This window comes from Dactylosporangium sp. NPDC006015 (assembly GCF_040614215.1).
GTDB classification, from domain to species: domain Bacteria; phylum Actinomycetota; class Actinomycetes; order Mycobacteriales; family Micromonosporaceae; genus Dactylosporangium; species Dactylosporangium maewongense.
In genome coordinates this window covers 127221-143825 of the sequence record NZ_JBEXUD010000004.1, presented here as the reverse complement: position 1 = coordinate 143825, position 16605 = coordinate 127221, and the positions used below count along the sequence as shown (strand labels likewise).

At 73.0% G+C, this 16605-nt stretch carries 19 protein-coding genes; 5 read left to right on the top strand and 14 right to left on the bottom strand.

Translation table 11 applies throughout. The features are described from left to right. The first annotated feature begins 24 nt into the window (after nucleotides 1–24). Nucleotides 25–807, top strand: coding sequence for a CHASE3 domain-containing protein (locus ABZ321_RS09180; RefSeq protein WP_354890444.1), 783 nt, complete (start codon nucleotides 25–27; stop codon nucleotides 805–807). A gap of 25 nt (nucleotides 808–832) precedes the next feature. Here the strand turns inward: ABZ321_RS09180 and ABZ321_RS09175 are convergent, their stop codons facing one another. Together ABZ321_RS09175 and ABZ321_RS09170 are read right to left on the bottom strand one after the other, a co-directional pair. Continuing rightward, complete coding sequence (locus ABZ321_RS09175; RefSeq protein WP_344507691.1) at nucleotides 833–1693, bottom strand: hypothetical protein; 861 nt, start codon at nucleotides 1691–1693, stop codon at nucleotides 833–835. 155 nt (nucleotides 1694–1848) lie between these two features. Beyond that, nucleotides 1849–2262, bottom strand: a complete 414-nt coding sequence (locus ABZ321_RS09170) for a VOC family protein (RefSeq protein WP_354890442.1) — start codon at nucleotides 2260–2262, stop codon at nucleotides 1849–1851. A gap of 93 nt (nucleotides 2263–2355) precedes the next feature. Here ABZ321_RS09170 and ABZ321_RS09165 point away from each other — a divergent pair, with 93 nt between their 5' ends. Then, entirely contained in the window at nucleotides 2356–3228 is an 873-nt protein-coding gene (locus ABZ321_RS09165) for a sigma-70 family RNA polymerase sigma factor (protein ID WP_354890440.1), read from the top strand. Nucleotides 3229–3258: 30 nt separating this feature from the next. Here the strand turns inward: ABZ321_RS09165 and ABZ321_RS09160 are convergent, their stop codons facing one another. The 10 genes from ABZ321_RS09160 to ABZ321_RS09115 all read right to left on the bottom strand — a co-directional run bounded on the left by ABZ321_RS09160 (nucleotide 3259) and on the right by ABZ321_RS09115 (nucleotide 10840). Beyond that, a complete protein-coding gene (locus ABZ321_RS09160) occupies nucleotides 3259–3459 on the bottom strand; it encodes a hypothetical protein (protein WP_344507688.1) in 201 nt (66 codons plus the stop codon). Between the two features lie 151 nt (nucleotides 3460–3610). Beyond that, entirely contained in the window at nucleotides 3611–5242 is a 1632-nt protein-coding gene (gene ptsP, locus ABZ321_RS09155) for a phosphoenolpyruvate--protein phosphotransferase (protein WP_354890438.1), read from the bottom strand. Further along, nucleotides 5235–5510 (bottom strand): HPr family phosphocarrier protein, encoded by a 276-nt coding sequence (locus tag ABZ321_RS09150; protein ID WP_344507684.1) that lies wholly within the window; start codon nucleotides 5508–5510, stop codon nucleotides 5235–5237. The genes ptsP and ABZ321_RS09150 overlap by 8 nt, the downstream gene beginning before the upstream one ends. 10 nt (nucleotides 5511–5520) lie before the next feature. After that, the gene (locus tag ABZ321_RS09145; RefSeq protein ID WP_344507682.1) at nucleotides 5521–6561 is read right to left on the bottom strand and encodes a zinc-dependent dehydrogenase; all 1041 of its coding nucleotides are present in this window, start codon (nucleotides 6559–6561) and stop codon (nucleotides 5521–5523) included. After that, complete coding sequence (locus ABZ321_RS09140) at nucleotides 6558–7046, bottom strand: PTS sugar transporter subunit IIA (protein ID WP_354890435.1); 489 nt, start codon at nucleotides 7044–7046, stop codon at nucleotides 6558–6560. Before ABZ321_RS09140 ends, ABZ321_RS09145 begins: the two co-directional genes overlap by 4 nt. After that, on the bottom strand, nucleotides 7039–7347 hold the full coding sequence (locus tag ABZ321_RS09135) for a PTS lactose transporter subunit IIB (RefSeq protein WP_344507679.1): 309 nt from the start codon (nucleotides 7345–7347) through the stop codon (nucleotides 7039–7041). The genes ABZ321_RS09140 and ABZ321_RS09135 overlap by 8 nt, the downstream gene beginning before the upstream one ends. Nucleotides 7348–7350: 3 nt before the next feature. Beyond that, nucleotides 7351–8550 carry a PTS mannitol transporter subunit IICB gene (locus tag ABZ321_RS09130; protein ID WP_354890433.1) on the bottom strand — a complete coding sequence of 400 codons (1200 nt, stop codon included), beginning with the start codon at nucleotides 8548–8550 and terminating at the stop codon, nucleotides 7351–7353. Nucleotides 8551–8561: 11 nt separating this feature from the next. Continuing rightward, nucleotides 8562–9524: a 1-phosphofructokinase gene (pfkB, locus tag ABZ321_RS09125; RefSeq protein ID WP_344507677.1), complete on the bottom strand. Its 963-nt coding sequence runs from the start codon at nucleotides 9522–9524 to the stop codon at nucleotides 8562–8564. Then, entirely contained in the window at nucleotides 9521–10282 is a 762-nt protein-coding gene (locus tag ABZ321_RS09120; RefSeq protein ID WP_354890431.1) for a DeoR/GlpR family DNA-binding transcription regulator, read from the bottom strand. The genes pfkB and ABZ321_RS09120 overlap by 4 nt, the downstream gene beginning before the upstream one ends. A 9-nt stretch (nucleotides 10283–10291) precedes the next feature. After that, on the bottom strand, nucleotides 10292–10840 hold the full coding sequence (locus tag ABZ321_RS09115; protein ID WP_344507673.1) for a hypothetical protein: 549 nt from the start codon (nucleotides 10838–10840) through the stop codon (nucleotides 10292–10294). A gap of 110 nt (nucleotides 10841–10950) precedes the next feature. Between ABZ321_RS09115 and ABZ321_RS09110 the strand changes: the two genes are divergently transcribed. From ABZ321_RS09110 to ABZ321_RS09100, 3 genes are all read left to right on the top strand, one after another. Beyond that, a complete protein-coding gene (locus ABZ321_RS09110) occupies nucleotides 10951–11157 on the top strand; it encodes a hypothetical protein (protein ID WP_354890429.1) in 207 nt (68 codons plus the stop codon). Further along, entirely contained in the window at nucleotides 11154–12104 is a 951-nt protein-coding gene (locus tag ABZ321_RS09105) for a histidine kinase (RefSeq protein ID WP_354890427.1), read from the top strand. The genes ABZ321_RS09110 and ABZ321_RS09105 overlap by 4 nt, the downstream gene beginning before the upstream one ends. A gap of 690 nt (nucleotides 12105–12794) precedes the next feature. Continuing rightward, nucleotides 12795–13427 carry a response regulator transcription factor gene (locus tag ABZ321_RS09100; RefSeq protein ID WP_344507669.1) on the top strand — a complete coding sequence of 211 codons (633 nt, stop codon included), beginning with the start codon at nucleotides 12795–12797 and terminating at the stop codon, nucleotides 13425–13427. Between the two features lie 332 nt (nucleotides 13428–13759). Here ABZ321_RS09100 and ABZ321_RS09095 read toward each other — a convergent pair whose 3' ends face one another. Then, a complete protein-coding gene (locus ABZ321_RS09095) occupies nucleotides 13760–14317 on the bottom strand; it encodes a GNAT family protein (RefSeq protein WP_354890425.1) in 558 nt (185 codons plus the stop codon). 42 nt (nucleotides 14318–14359) lie between these two features. Next, nucleotides 14360–16579, bottom strand: coding sequence for a bifunctional polysaccharide deacetylase/glycosyltransferase family 2 protein (locus ABZ321_RS09090; RefSeq protein ID WP_354890423.1), 2220 nt, complete (start codon nucleotides 16577–16579; stop codon nucleotides 14360–14362). Nucleotides 16580–16605: the final 26 nt, after the last annotated feature.

The following is a 16605-nucleotide window of genomic DNA, read 5'->3' as shown; positions in this document are numbered from 1 at the left end:
GGGCGAGGCTGCGGGGGTTCACAGGTGCGGAAACCGATCGCGGCCACGTTGCGCCCGCAGTTCACCTGGCTCATCCTCCTGCTGCTGTCCATCGGCGCCGCTCGGCTGCTCGCCGGCCACTACCTCACCGGCGTCCACGACGAGCGGCTGCGGGGCCTCGACGACGCGCGGCAGGCCAACCAGCGGATGCTGCGGGACCTCACCGACATCGACACCGCCGCACTCAGGTACCAGCTGACCGGCGACCCGGCCTACCTGGAGGCGTTCCGCGCCGGCTCGGCGGACTACCCGGTCGCCCGGTCGGCGGCGCTGCGGGCCGCACCCGACGACCGGACCCGGGTCCTCGTCCGCGACCAGGACCAGGCCGCACAGCGGTGGCTGGCCCAGGTGGCCCTGCCGATCAGCGCCCTGCCCGCCGGCCGTCCCGGCGTCGACGCGGACCGCAGCGCCCGGGGCAAGGACCTGTTCGACGCGATCCTCACGGCGAACACGGCCGTGACCGCCGCGGTCGAGGACACCCAGAAGACCACGACGGCGGCGTACCGCCGAACCGGCCGCGTCCTCGAGGCGGCGCTCGCCCTGCTGTCGCTGCTGCCCGCGCTGATCGCGGTGCGCGTCTACCGCTCCGTCCGCCGGCTGCTCACCCCGCCGCCGAGAACGCCTCGCGACCCCCTCGACGAACCACCCACCATCGCCCCGTTCGGCGAGCCCGCCGTGCATGACCTTGACGTGCCGACCGGTGGGGGTCGGATCGCCGGCGCCGACCTGGGTGCGGGCGCCCTGCCGGACCACGTTCACCGCCCGTGACCGCTCTTCCGGCAGCTCCCGGCGCTCACCCGCGCTCCACCGCTCGGCTGCGCCCCGCGGCCACCACCACGACCGCCAGTACCCCGGCGAGGACGAGCAGCCCGACCGGGTCGACAAGCCGGGTCCCAACCTCCCACGGCGGCGCGCTGTTGCGGATCCACGGGTGCCCGAGCGGCAACAGCCCGTCGATCGCCGTGGCGACCACGGCGGCGGTGACCATGGCCGCGACAACCCCTCCGATGACCGTTGCCGCCGATGTACCGGCATCGCCCGCCCCGACCGACCTGCCCGCACGAGCCGGGTCGCCCTGCCGTCGAGCGATCAGGCGGACGGCCACCCCGCCGGTGGCCATCATCGCCAGGATCGCCGGCACGACGGTCGCCGCGACCTCCGGCAGCACCGCCGCCAGCCCGAGCCACACCACACCCGCCCCGAACCCACACCCCACGGCGATCCCGGCGGCCTCAGACCGGACGCTGGTGCGGCGGCCGGTCACGTGTACCGCGGCCGCCAGCACCAATCCAAGCAGCACCACCCATACGACGAGGACGGTGGTGGCGTCGCCGGTCCTCGGTCCCCCGCTCCTCGTGATCGGTGGCACCACCCTGAGCGCCTGCGCCACGCCCAGCACTTCGAGCGCGACCACACACGCGACCGCCGCTCGCACCACCCCGGCCAGGCTCCCCCGCGCCGCCACGGGTCCGACAGGCACCGCGGCGACCAGGACGAGGACCGCCACGACCCCGACCATGACCTCGACCCGGTGCCGCATCACCTCGAACCCGACACCCTGAGCCACGAACACCGCCGCGACCAGCGCACCGGCCGCCCCCAGCCACAGCAGCGCCGCGACCCCATGCCCGCCCCACCGCTTCACGCGCGTCATGGCTCTAACTCTATCTAGATAGAGTTAGTGTCGGAAGCCCCCACATTGCAGCTGACTCGGCGGCGGCGAGGTGCTTGATGTGCGGGAGCCGTTTCCGTTCAGGATCGACACCGCGTCACTGCCGCGCTGAAAGCACCTCGCCGCCGTCGGGGTTGCTACTCCGCGTAGGGCTGGTCCTTGCCCTGGGCGCTGAAGGCGAGGCTCCACACGTAGCCGTCCAGGTCGGCGAAGGTGGCGCCGTAGCCGCCCCACTGCAGGGCGGCGGGTGGCTTGAGGATCGTGGCGCCGGCCTTCTCGGCCTCGGCGATGATCTCGTCGACCCGGTCCTCGCTGCGGACGATGTACTGGAGGACCATGCCGCTGAAGCCGCTGCCGTCGGCGCTCGTGCCGACCTGGTCGGCGAGGCCGTCGCGGCCGTAGAAGCCGATCAGCGAGCCGCCGTCCTGCTCGAAGAACACGGACACGCCGTAGTTGTGCTTGACGGTCCAGCCGAGGCCCTCGGTGTAGAACCGGGTGGCGCGGTCGAGGTCGCGGACTCCGAGCAGAATGGAGCTGACGTGCGCTTTCATGGGTTGTCTCCCGATCGTCGACGGTGTGCTGTCACAACCGGCCTGGTTCGCCGGTCATCTCCTATGACAGGCCGCGACGGAGGAATGTGACGGATGATCGGGAAAGATTGGGTGAGCGAGCGGTTCGCCGAGCACCAGAGCCGCCTGCACTCGGTGGCGTTCAGGATGCTCGGCTCGTCGGCTGAGGCCGAGGACGCGGTGCAGGAGGCCTGGCTGCGGGTCAGCCGGGCGGACACCGGCCAGGTGGAGAACCCGGCCGGGTGGCTGACGACGGTCGTCGCCAGGGTGTGCCTCAACATGCTGGAGGCCCGCAAGGCCCGGCGCGAGGATCCGGTCGGCGCGCTGCCGCCCGAGCCGGCGACCACCACGGTGCGACCCGCGGACCCCGAGGGTGAGGCACTACTGGCCGACTCGGTCGGGGTGGCGCTCATGGTCGTGCTGGACACGCTGACGCCCGCGGAGCGGCTCGCGTTCGTGCTGCATGACGTGTTCGCCGTGTCGTTCGACGAGATCGGTCCCGTCATCGACCGGTCGCCGGCGGCCTCGCGGCAGCTCGCCAGCCGGGCTCGGCGGCGGGTGCAGGGCGCCGCGGCCGCGTCGGACGCCGCGCAGTCCCGGCGGCGGGAGATCGTCGACGCGTTCCTCGCCGCCTCCCGCAACGGCGACTTCGCCGCGCTGCTCGAGCTGCTGCACCCGGACGCCGTCTCCGGCGACGCCACCGGCGCCCACGCGGTGGCCGCGATCTTCTCCGGACGGGCGCAGGCGGCCCGGCTCGCGCTCGTCGACGGTGTGCCGGCGGCCGTCTGGTCCCACCGCGGCCTGCCGAAGGCCGTCTTCGACTTCACCATCACCGACGGCCGGATCTCCGGCATCGCCATCGTCACCGACCCCGACCGGATCAGCGACCTGGACATCGTCTTCCTGAGCAGGTCCTCCGACGGCGACGCCGGCCAGGAACGGACCTGAGGCGCCGCCCGGCAGCACCAGCGGTCACGGTCAGGGGCAGGCCGACTTCGTCGGCTGGGACGTGACCCTGGTGCACGGCGGCGGGGCGGCCGACAGGCGGTTGCCGGCGGCGACGGTGATCCCGGCGAGGGTCAGGACCGAGGCCGCGACGAGCAGGCACGGCGCCAGGAACGTCCGGAGGACGCCTCGGTCGGTCAGCTCTTCGACTTCTGCAAGCGGTTCGAGTAACACGTTGGCAACGATCTCATGCCTGTCAACCGTCCGTGTCGGCCGGGCGTGTGGATCTTCCACAAGGCCGCTGACCGAAGCGAGGCTGCTGACCGAAGCGAGGCCCTCGGCCGCAGCCGGGCCGCCGACCGGAGCGAGGTCGGCGGCCCGGAGGTCAGGGGCGGACGGCGGCCCTCGCGGCGGTCGGGGTGTCGGCGGCGAGGGCGGCCTTGGCGAACTGGACGCACTCGTCGTATGTGTGGGCGGCCAGGGCCTCCCGCACGGCCGGGATGCTGCGCGCCGCCATCGACAGGCTCGTGATGCCGAGACCGACGAGCACCAGGGCGAAGTCGGGGTCGGCGGCCGACTCGCCGCAGACGCCGACGGGTTTGCCGGCTTCACGGCCGGCGGCCGCGCAGGCGGCGATGAGCGAGATGAGGGCGGGCTGCCACGGGTCGAGCAGTTCGGCGAGGTCGCCGCACATGCGGTCGGCGGCGAAGGTGTACTGGCTGAGGTCGTTGGTCCCGATGCTGAGGAAGTCGACGTCGCGCAGGACGGCGCCCGCACGCAGCGCCGCGGCGGGCACCTCGATCATGACGCCGGCGGTGCGCAGCCCGTGCTCGCGGCACGAGGCCGCGAACGCGGCGGCCTCCCCCGCCGTGGCGACCATCGGCGCCATGACCCAGACGTCGGCGGACGTGGCCGCGGCGGCCGCGGCGATCGCGGACAGCTGGGTGTCGAGGACGGACGGCATCGTGCGGGCGACGCGCAGGCCGCGGATGCCGAGCGCAGGGTTGGGTTCGTCGGCGAGGCGCAGGAACGGCAGCGGCTTGTCGGCGCCGGCGTCGAGGGTCCGCACGACGACCTTGCGGCCGGGCAGCGCGGCGAACACCTCCTGGTAGGCGGCGACCTGCTCGGCGAACGCGGGCGGCTCGGTGCGGTCGAGGTACAGCAGCTCGGTGCGGAAGAGCCCCACGCCTTCCACGGAGGGGGCCAGGTCGCGGGCCGAGCCGATGTTGGCCAGCAGCGCCACGGGGTGGCCGTCGGACGTCGCGCCCGGGCCGGTGGACGCGGAGCGCCGCGCCAGCAGCTCCCGCTGCGCGTCGTTGACCGCCTGCGCGGACAGTTCCGAGATGCCGGGTGCGACGGCGCCACTGGAGCCGTCGAGGCTCACCAGTACACCATCCGAAATCTCCAGAATGGAACCGCAGCGCACCACGGCGGGGATGCCCAGGGTCCGGGCCAGGATCGCGGTGTGGCTGGTCGGCCCGCCCTCCTCGGTGATCAGGCCCAGCACGACGGCCGGGTCGAGTCCGGCGGTGTCCGCAGGTGCCAGGTCGCGGGCGACCAGGATGAACGGGTGGCCGGGCGACGGCACCCCCGGCATCGGCAGCCCTAGGGACGCGGCGACCAGCCGGTCGCGGATGTCGTCGAGGTCGCTGACGCGTTCGGCGAGGTAGCCCCCGGCCGCCTCGAACGCCGCCCGATGCTCGGCGAGCGCGGCGTCGAACGCGTGTGGTGCGTCCGCGCCGCCGTCGACCGCGGCGTCCACCGCCTCGAGGAGCATCTCGTCGCCGGCCATGAGCACCTGCGCGCGCAGCACCTCGGCGGCGGTGGCGTCGCTCGCCAGGTCGGCGCGGCGGGTCAGGTCCGCGCACACGGCGGCGACGGCGTCGCGGGCCCGCGCGCGTTCCGCGTCGGCGTCGATCACGGCCGGCGCGGGCGGCAGCGGGGGCGGCGGGGCCAGCCGGTGGACGGGCCCCGCGGCGCGTCCGGGGCTGACGCCGATGCCCTGCAGCTCACCCATCTTCGGCGTCCAGGTCGCGCTCCAGGAGGTCCGCCAGGGCGTCGACGGCGGCCTGCGCACCGTCGCCGTCGGCCTCCAGGGTCACCTCGGTGCCCTTCTTCGCCCCGAGCGACAGCACGGAGAGCATGCTGCGCGCCGGGACGGCCTTCTTCTCGCCGGTACGGATGGTGACCGGCACGGGCTGTTTGGCGGCCGCGGCGACGAACAGCGCGGCGGGGCGCGCGTGCAGGCCGCTGGCGGAGCCGACGAGGACGGTCCGGGTGGGCATCAAGCACCTCCTACGGTTCGATGGTGACCTTGATCGCCTCGCCGCGGGCCACGATGCCGAAGGCGTCGAGTGCGTCGGCGAGGGGCAGGCGGTGGGTGATGAGGTCGGCGACGGGCACGGCACCGGAGGCGATGAGCCGCAGCGCCTCCTTGTTGTGCTCTGGGCTGGAGCCGTTGGCGCCGACGATCGTGAGCTCCCGGTAGTGCACGATGTTGGAATCGACGGAGACGACCGGCTTGTCCTTCGGCAGGCCGCCGAAGAAGCTGATCCTGCCCTGCCGGGCGGTCATCTGCAGCGCCTGCTCCTGGGCGGCACCGGACGCGGCGGCGGTGATGACGACGTCGGCGCCGCGGCCCTCGGTGAGCTTCATGACGGCGTCGACCACGTCGGTCTCGGCGCCGCAGATCGCCGCGTCGGGGCGGACGAGGTCGGCGGCGAGGTCGAGGCGCTCCCGGTTGAGGTCGACCAGGAAGACCCGCTTGGCGCCGCGGGCCCGGGCGAGCCGGACGTGCAGGCAGCCGATCGGGCCGGAGCCGACGACGACCACGTCGTCGCCGTCGCCGACGCGGGCGAGGTTCTGGCCGTTGAGGACGCAGGCGAGCGGTTCGGCGACGGAGGCCTCGGCGTAGCTGACGCCGTCGGGGATGCGGTTGAGGCCGTCGACGTCGAGCACGTTGCGTGGCACCACCATGTACTCGGCGAAGCCGCCGTCGAAGTGGTACCCCATCGACACCTGGTTGGAGCAGACGGTCATGTGGCCGCGCGTGCACTCGCCGCAGCGACCGCACGGGATCGCCGCGATGACCTGGACGCGGTCGCCGGCCTGCCACCCGGTGACGTCGGCGCCGACCTCGACGACCTCGCCGGCGATCTCGTGGCCCATGACCCGCGGCGGCACGATGTGGTGGTGTCCATGGTTGTAGATCTTCACATCGGTGCCGCATGTTGAGCAGGCCCGGACGCGGATCTTCACGTCGGCGGGGCCCGGGGTGGGCTCCGGCGCGTCCTCGATGCGGACGTCGCCAGGGGCATGGAATGTCAGGACTTTCACTGGTTTTCCTTTGTAAGAAGGCGTTGTACGAAGCCGGCATCCGTCGCGTCCCGCAGCGCTTCGGCTTGATCGGGGTCCATGAGCACCTCGGCCAGGGACGCCAGGATGTCGACGTGGCCGTCCCCGGCGGCGGCGATGGCGACGCAGACGCGCACGTCGTTGCCGTCCCAGTCGACGCCGTCGGGGAAGCGCAGCACCGCCAGGGCGTCGCGGCGCACGTTCTCCTTGCTGTTCAGCGTGCCGTGCGGGATGGCGACCCCCTCGCCGATGTACGTGGAGACGCTCCGCTCACGGGCGAGCATGGCGTCGACGTACTGCTCGCCGACGGCGCCGACCTCGACGAGCACCGCGCCGCAGCGGCGGATCGCCTCGTCCCGCGATCCGGCCCGCTCGTGGAGCCGGATCGCGTCGCTGGTCAGCAGGCCGGCCGGCTGGTCGGCATGGTCGGCCAGCTGGTCAGCGTGTTGGGTCGGCTGGTCAGCCATTGAGCTCACCGCCGCGCTGGACGGCATTGACCACCTTCGTCACCGCCGGGTCGCCGATGAACACCTGGATGGGCACGATCACCTTGTCGGGGGCGCTGACCCGGGCCCGGGCGGCGAGGCCCGCGTGGCAGATGACCACGTCGGCGTCGGCCGGGATCTGGTTCACCGGGGTGTGCTCGACGGTGACGGCGCTCTTCGACAGCTGCCGGCGCAGGGTGCTGGCGAGCATGACGCTGCTGCCCATGCCGGCGTCGCACGCGACGACGACCTTCTTGATCGCGGTGCCGTTGATGGTGGGCATGCGCTAAACCTCCTGGCGGGCCGTGGTTGTGCGCGGCAATCCGTCTGTTGGTGATGGTCCACCGGTGGAGACCGCGTCCGTGGTGCGTGTGGGTCCTTCTTCGACGACCGCGGCGTCCGCGGCGGCGGCCGTGTCGTCGTCGACCCCGTCGGCGGGCGGTTCGCCCCGGCCGAAGCCCATCAGGACGGAGGCCACGGCGAAGGTGACGGCGGCGGAGATGACGATGCCGAGCAGGACCGCGACGTAGCCGCCCTTCGGCGTGACCGCCATGTAGGCGAAGATGCTGCCGGGTGCGGGGGTGGCGACGAGCCCGGCACCGGTGACCATGAAGGTGCCGACGCCCGCGGCGCCACCGGCGATCATGGCGAGGATCAGCTTCGGCTTCATCAGCACGTACGGGAAGTAGATCTCGTGGATGCCGCCGAGAAACTGCACGATGATCGCGGCCGGGACGCTGGGCCGCAGGGCGCGGGGGCCGAAGAGCATGAACGCAAGCAGCAGGCCGAGGCCCGGGCCGGGGTTCGACTCGATCATGAACAGGATCGACTTGCCCTTGTCGGCGGCCTCGGCGACGCCGAGCGGGCCGAGCACGCCGTGGTTGATGGCGTTGTTGAGGAACAGCACCTTCGCCGGCTCGACCAGCACCGACGTGAGCGGTAGCAGGTCCTTGTCGACGAGCCAGTCCACGCCGGAGCCGGCGCGCTTGGTGAGCCACTCGACGACCGGGCCGATGCCGTACACGCCGCCGATGGCCATCGCGCCGCCGATGATGCCGGCGCTGAAGTTGTCGACCAGCATCTCGAAGCCCGGCCGGATCCGGTTCTCCACCAGGCCGTCGAAGAGCTTCAGCAGGTACGCCGTCAGCGGGCCGATGAGCATCGCGCCGAGGAACATCGGGACGTCGGCGCCGATGACGAGGCCCATGGTGGCGACCGCGCCGACGACCGCGCCGCGCTGCCCGTGGACGAGCCGGCCGCCGGTGTAGCCGATGAGCACGGGCAGCAGCACGCTGATCATCGGGCCGACGAGCCCGGCGAGCTTCTCGTTGGGCAGCCAGCCGGTCGGGATGAACAGTGCCGTGATCAGCCCCCAGGCGATGAACGCGCCGATGTTGGGCATGACCATGGCGGCCAGGTAGCCGCCCACGCGTTGCACGGAGGCCTTGAAGCCACCGCCTTGGACCTGCGGGGTGTAGGTCGACACGGGGTTCTCCTTCAGGAGGGCGGGCCGGAGCGCAGCAGGGGGCGGAGCTGGTCCGGTTGGGGGTGGATGGTGACGTTGTGGCGGATCAGGTCGGCGGGGCCGGGCATCCGGCTGCCGGGGAGGCTGACCGCGGCGGCGCCCCAGGCGAGGCCTTCGGCGAGCGCGGCGGCGCCGCGGGCGCCGGCGGCGAGGAACCCGGCGAGCAGGGCGTCGCCGGCGCCGACGGTGCTGCGCGGGCGTGTGACGGGGCAGGTGCCGGTGACGACCCCGTCGGCGTCGACGAGGACGGCACCGTCGGCGCCGAGGCTGGCGACGACAGCGTCCGCGCCCCACGCGCGCAGCTGCTGGCAGGCCTCGACCACGTCGCCGAGGGCGGCCATGCCGCTCAAGGGCGCGCCGACGACCTCGGCGAGCTCGTCGCGGTTGGGTTTGAGCAGGGTCGCCCCGGCCGAGGCGGCCTCGCGCAGGGCGGGGCCGCTGGTGTCGACGGCGACGCGGATGCCGGCGGACCGCAGCCGGCGGCACAGCTGGGCGTACGCGTCGGCAGGCAGGCCCGGGGGGACGCTGCCGCACAGCACGACCCAGTCGGCGCTGCCGGCACGGGTCAGAACGCGGTCGGTGATCTCGTCGAACTCGGCGCGGAACATCGCCGGACCCGGCTCGTTGACCTTGGTGACGGTGCCGTCGGGCTCGGCGAGGGTGATGTTGGACCTGGTCCTGCCGGTGATCGGGACGGCGAGGACCTCGACGCCTTCCGCCTTCAGCAGGCGCACGAGCTGCCCGCCCTCGTCGCCGCCGCACGGCAGCACCGCGACGGACGGCACGCCGTTGGCGAGCAGCGCCCGGGAGACGTTGACGCCCTTGCCGCCGGGGTCGAGGTGGGCGGCGGTGGCGCGGATGACCTCGCCACGGGTGAGCGCATCGACCTCGACGGCCCGGTCGAGGCTCGGGTTGAGCGTGACGGTGACGATCATGCCCGGGTCACCCTCACGCCGGCGGCCTCCAGGTCGCCGACGAGGTCGTTGTCGGCGACGGTGTCGGTGATGAGCAGGTCCAGGTCGGCGAGCTCGCCGAACCGGGCCAGGTAGTCGTTGCCGAGCTTGGTGTGGTCGGCGAGCAGGACCGTGCGCCGGGCGGCCCGGATCATCGCCCGCTTGACGGCCGCCTCGGCCGGGTCGGGCGTGGTGAGGCCGCGCTCGACGGAGATGCCGTTCGTGCCGACGAACGCCACGTCCACGTAAAGGTCCGCGAGGGGCCGCAGCGACCAGTCGTCGACGGTGGCGAGGGTCTTGCCGCGGACCCGGCCGCCGAGCAGCAGCACGTTGAGGTTGGCGCGGACCCCGAGGGTGGTGGCGATGACCGGCGAGTTGACCACGACGGTCAGCTCCCGGTCGGCGGGCAGCAGCCGCGCCAGGCGGGCGGTGGTGGTGCCGGCGTCGAGGATGATGGCGCCCTCGTCGGGCACCTCGGCGAGCGCGACCTTGGCGATGCGCTCCTTCTCCTCGATGAGGACCGCGTCGCGCGTCGCCAGGGCGGGCTCGAACCCGATCCGCTCGACCGGGATCGCCCCGCCGTGCACCCGGCGCAGGACGCCGGCCCGCTCCAGCATGGTGAGGTCGCGGCGGATCGTCTCGGTCGTGACGTTGAGCTCGTCGGCCAGGCCGGCGACCTCGACCCGGCCCTGCGTGCGGGCGATCCGGAGGATCTCCTGCTGCCGTTCTTCGGCGTACATCGTGTTGTTTCACCGCCGTTTCGTTTTGCTTGTGCTTTGTTTACGCCCGCTTGTGTTGGAAGTCAAGAGTGGGCCCACAACGAACCAGATGACGAGCACCATCGACACCTGACCCATGCCGTTCTTCAGCGCGGCGGTGCGCGCCGGGTCGCCGATCCACCAGATCCCGACCGCGAGTAATGCGCAGGTCACGGCCCATGCGATGGCCGCGAGGCCGAACAGGCGCCACTCGTGCGCCCGCCGGTTGGCCGGCTTCTCGGGCTCGGGTCCACCGGCGAACCGGTGCGCGAACCGCACGTCCGCCCAGCGCACCACGGTGTGCGCGAACGCGAGGGAGAACCCGAGGTACAGCGCGGCGAGCGCGTGCGTCGAGCCGGCGGTCGCGCCGTTGTGCAGGTCGACCGCGCAGGCGACCAGCAGCGCGAGATCCACCAGCGGCACGCCCGCCAGCACGACGGCGCCGGCGGTGGGGCGGCGCAACGGGTACCGCAGCAGCAGCCCCAGACCGAGCACGATCCAGAACGCGATCTCACAACCGATGATGAATCCGATGACCATGCACCTGAGCGTTCCGCTAGTCAGCCGCGATGGCATCGGTCTTGAGACGGCCCAGGGCCTACATCCTTCGTCGCATACCGCCGGCGCCGCTTGTTTGATGGAATCGAGGCATGCGGGGACGGATGGTGGACGTGGTGCTGGCCTTGGCCGGGCTGGCCGTCGGCGTCCTCATGTTCGCCACCGGGCAGTATCAGGCGCGGTTCGGCGTCTGGTGGCTCGTGCCGCCCCTCGTCGTGTGCTGCGGGGCCGTCCTGCTGCGCCGCACCGCTCCGGTCGCGTCGGTCCTCGTCGGCACCGCCGCGCTCACGCCGACGTGATCGTCGGGCCGTCCCTGGCCACCCCGCTGGTCTATACGCAGGTCCTCTACGACGCCTGCGTCCACGGCCGGCAGTCCCTCGCCCGGGCACTGCTCGCCTGCTCCGTCGTCGGCTCCGTGATCACCGCCGTCGTCGCCCTGGTCGTGTTCCGCGACGTGCGGGCGCTCGGCCTCGCCGTGCTCCTCGCCCTGGTCACCGTCGTGCCCGTGCTCACCGGCACGCACGTGCGCCACCACCGGGAGCAGGCGTTCGTCGCGCGGCAGCTGGTGCGCCTCACCGAGCTCGACCGGACCAACGCCGTCGCCGCCGAGCGCGCCCGCATGGCCCGCGAGCTGCACGACGTCATCGCCAACCACCTCAGCGCCGTCGCCATCCACGCCACGGCGGCGCTCAGCACCGACCTCGGCCCCGACCGCACCCGCGAGGCGCTGCGCGTCATCCGGGAGAACAGCGTCAGCGGCCTGGCCGAGATGCGCCAGCTGGTCGGGTTCCTCCGCGACCCCGCGGGCGGGTCGGCGGCCGAGGACGTCACGGCGGGCCTGGCCGACCTGGAGGACCTCGCCGGGAGGGCACGGCGTTCCGGATTGGCCGTTGCGGTGTCTGTACGGGGCGAGCCGGCCGCCCTGCCGACCTCGGTGGACCTGGCCGCCTACCGCATCGTGCAGGAGTCCCTGACCAACGCCCTCAAGCACGGCTCCGGCGGCCCGGTGTCCGTGTCGGTCGCCTACCTGCCGTCCACGGTGGACATCACGGTGGCCTCCCCTTCGGCCGCTCCGGCCGGCAAGCCCGACGGCCGCCCCGCCGCGGACGCCGACGCGGCCGGCGCCGGGGCGGGCGTCATCGGCATGCGCGAGCGCGCCGAGCTGCTCGGCGGCTCCCTGTCCGCAGGCCCGCACGCCGGCGGCTGGCTCGTCTCCGCCCGCCTCCCCCGCACGGTGAACGCATGACCCGCCCAGTGCACCGCCCTGAGTCCTCCCGGCAGCGGACGCACGGCGCAGGTGACGCCATGAGCCGCCCGGAGCACCGCCCTGGATCGGCCCGGCAGCAAACGCACGGCGCAGGTTTCGCCATGAGCAGTTCGGAGCACCGCCCTGGATCGGCTCGGCAGTGGACGCACGACGCGGGTCTCGCCGCGAGCTGCTCGGAGCACTTCCTGGATCGGTTCGGCAACGGACACATGGGCGCCGGTGACGCCGTGAGCGGCCCAGCACCGGACGGGACCGGCGCCCATCGAGAGCACCGCGCCGAGCCGGTCCGGGCCCGAACCTCGGCCGAGGTGATGCCATGACCAGGCACGGCCGCTCACCGGCAGCGCGGCGACGACAGGGCTCTGCGGTCATTCGGTCGTGGGTTCTCTCAGGCAGCCCGGAATCGCCGCACGTCCGGCTCGGATCACCGCGGCCGAGCGGTCACGTGGCGTCGACAGCGCGTCAGGCCGGCCCGGCACCGGAACCCCGCAGAGACGCCGCAACGACCGATCCGGAGCGCACCGGGCGCTCGTGTGGGATCGGCAGCGCTTCGGACCATCACAACACCGAAACGCAACCAAACCAACGACAGCACAACGTTGGGGCAGGCATGCGGCGTCGACAGTGCGTCGGGGCGGCCCGGTGTCGGAGCGTGGCCGAGGTGGTGGCGTGACCACGCGGGTGCTCGTGGCCGATGATCAGGGTGCGGTCCGGGCCGGGCTTGTGCTCATCCTCGGGTCCGCTCCTGATCTCGACGTCGTCGGGGAGGCGGTCGACGGGCGGCAGGCGGTGGAGATGGCCGCGGCGCTGCGGCCCGATGTCGTGGTCCTCGACGTGCGCATGCCGCGGCTCGACGGCATCGCCGCGACGCGTGAGATCGTTGCGCTCGGGGTTTCTGGCGTGTTGATTCTGACCACGTTCGACCTTGACGAGTACGTCTTCGGCGCGCTGCGGGCCGGGGCCGCCGGGTTCCTGCTCAAGGATGCCGAGGCCGCCGACCTGCTCGCCGCGGTCCGGGCCGTGGCGCGGGGTGACGGTGTCATGGCGCCGGCCGTCACGCGGCGCGTCATCGCCACGTTCGCCGGGCCGCCCGCGCCGCCGGTCGACCCATCGGGGCTCACCGACCGGGAGCGTGATGTGCTGCGCTGCCTCGGCGACGGGCTGTCCAACGCCGAGATCGGCAGCCGCCTCGGGATCGCCGAAGCCACCGCGAAGACCCACGTCAGTCGGGTCCTGGCCAAGCTCGGCCTGCGCAGCCGCGTCCAGGCCGCCATCGCCGCCCAGGGCCTCCCCATGACCTGAACCACGTCCGACCGACGATCCCACCACCGCGGCCGGCCGTCCGGTCGCGGTGGACAGGCGGCCCCGCGCCCCGCAACAGCCGGCGCCGGGCCGTTCGGATCGGGCTGGTTCGGCCGACGTCCCGCCGACCAGCGACGGCAACTCCACCGAGCTGCCGAGTCCGGCCACCGCGGCGCCGCATGTGCTGCCCGCCCGGCGACAAGCGGACGTGGGGTGGAAGACGACCGCCTCCCACAACGTCGCACGGCGGCGACCGCGGCCGCTCGCCTTCGGCGTCCTCGTCCGGGAGCCGGTCGTCCTCAGGCCACGACCTCCGTCGCGCGCGAGCTGGGTCAGGTCAGCTCGCCGGGCAGCAGGCTGTAGATGAGGCTGTCCCGGCGGCCGCCGCGGAAGGGCATGTGGGAGCGCAGCAGACCCTCGAGGGAGAACCCGCACCGGGTCGCGACCCGCTGCGACGCCGTGTTGTCGGGCCCGCACGTCAGCTCCAGCCGGGCGATCCTCAGCTCCGCGAACGCCCACCCGGCCAGCAGCCGGACCGCCTGCGTCGCGGCGCCACGGCCGCGGCCGGCGGGCGCGAGCCAGTAGCCGATCGCCGCGCTCCCCCGCGTCGGCCGCACCTCGTGCAGCGAAACCTCGCCGAGCAGCACGCGTTCGTCGCCCGGCTCGACCACCGCCAGGCTGAGCGCGTCACCGTTCGATCGCGCCCATTCCTGCCCGGCCAGGTGCTCCCGCGCCTCGGGCTCCGTGAACGGCTCGTCCCGCCAGGAGAACCGCCGCATCACCGGATCCTCGAACGCCCGCACCACCCCAGGCACGTCCTCGGCACGCCAGGCCCGCAGCCGCACGACATCCCCGGCGAGCGCGGGCGCGGGGAGCTGGAGTTCTGCCATGACGGGATCCTCCCCGAATCGGCGCGGCGGCGCCGTGCGGGATCAGTCGCGAGGCTTCGCGTGGCGGGCGAGCTGCGCGGTGGCCCGTTCCTGGCCCTGTGCCTGCGGCGGCACCGCCACGAGCGGTGGCACCGACGGTGCCGGGGCGGACGCGCCGGCGGAGCCTGCCCGGTGCAGCTTGTGCCAGCGGAGCCGGGCGCCGGTGAGGGCCGTGCCGAGAGACTGCAGCAGCACGAGGTACATGAGCTGGCGGTACACGATCTGCTGCAGCGGCAGGACCCACAGGACGCGGAGCTTCTCTTTGTCGAGGCGGAAGGCGACGACTGCGGTGAGGACCTGCAGGGCGAACATGACGAGCCAGGCGCCGGTGGTGGCCTTCCAGCCGGAGAAGCACAGGCCGTACACGAGCAGGATGTCGATGAGCGGGGCCAGCAGCGGGAGCGCGATGCCGAAGAACGCGATGAAGGGCAGGCCGATCCGGCCGAACCGGCCCGAGGGTCCGCGGTCCACCAGCGAGCGGCGGTGCTTCCACATCGCCTGCATGGTGCCGTAGCTCCAACGGTAGCGTTGCAGCCACAGCTGCCGGAGGGTGGCGGGGGCCTCGGTCCAGGCGCGGGCGCGCTCCTCGTAGACGACGCGCCAGCCGGTGCGGCACAGCGCCATGGTGGCGTCGGTGTCCTCGGCCAGGGTGTCGTGGCTGATCCCGCCGATGTCCTGCAGCGCCTCGCGGCGGAACGCGCCGATCGCGCCCGGGATGGTGGGCATGCAGCGCAGGATGTCGTACAGGCGGCGGTCCAGGTTGAACCCGATGACGTACTCGATGTGCTGCCACCGGGCCACGATCGAACGGCGGTTGCCGACCTTGACGTTGCCGGCGACCGCGCCGACCGAAGGATCGGCGAACGGCTGCACCAGGTGGCGGATCGCGTCCGGTTCGAAGACGGTGTCGCCGTCGACCATGACGATCAGGTCGTGCTGCGCCATGGCCACGCCGACGTTGAGGGCGTTGGGCTTGCCGCCGTTGGGGATCCGGACCACCCTGACGTTGGGGATCCGCAACGCCTCCACCAGCGATGCCGTGTCGTCGGTCGAGCCGTCGTCGACGACGACCACCTCGATCCCGCCGGCATGGTCGCCGCCCGCCAGGGACCGCACCGCGGCCTCGATCCCCTCCTTCTCGTTGTAGGCCGGCACGATCACCGAGACCGGCAGCTGCACCGGTGGGCCCCACCGCCACGACGCGGCCCGCCGCCGCCGCGCGTGCCGGCCCGCGAGCAGGAACAGCGCCACGGTGCGGGCGATCGTCAGCAGCCCGGCGGCCAGGAACAGCACGCGGAGGGTGGCCGTCACCCAGTCCGCCAGCACGACGGCCGTGGCCAGGGCGAAGGCGCGCCGCTGGTCGACCGCGCCCGCCGGCGCCTCGACGACCGCCGGCCCGGCGAGCGTGCGGGCCAGGCCCTGCGAGACGGTGGTGAAGGTGTAGCCGCGCCGCTGCATCAACGGGATGAACTTGTCCAGCGCCGCGACGGTCTGCGCGCGGTCGCCGCCGCCGTCGTGCATGGGCACGATCGCGCCCGAGTCGCCCGGCGGGGTCGCGCCGGCGACGATCGCGTCGACGCCGGGCGTGCTCCAGTCCCGGCTGTCCACGTCGGCCATGATCGTCAGGTAGCCGAGCCCGCCGGCCTCCCGGATCAGCGGCCACTCGGTGTTGTCGATGGCGCTGGGGCTGGAGGAGTACGGCAGCCGCAGCAGCGCCGACTTGATGCCGGTGGCGTGGACGACGGCGAGCTGGGTCTGCGAGTACTCCAGCTCCCGCTGCCACCGTGGCAGGCGTTCGAGCTGCGGGTGCGTGAAGGTGTGGATGCCGATCTCGTCGCCGTCCCGGGCCAGCTCGCTGACGATGTCCGAGTGCCGGAGCACCTGGGAGCCGACGACGAAGAACGTGGCGTTGACGTGGTGCCGGCGCAGCACCTCCACGATCCGCGGCGTCCACTCCGGGTCCGGGCCGTCGTCGAAGATGAGGGCGATGGTGCGGTCCGGCAGCCGGTAGGAGCGCACCGTGCCGTTGCGGGTGTCGATGATCGGGCCGCCATGGATGACCTCGGCCGGGACCTTGGTGTGCTGCCCAGGCCTCGCGGTGTGGTCGGGGTGGAACTCGGCGTTGGCGTATGCCTCGGCCAGCAGCGCCCCGACCAGCACGATGAACGCGACCAGACCGAAGATCAGGCGACTGAACGACACCCGCTTCCGCACACGGGTCACGCCGGGCCCACACCGATGACCACGGC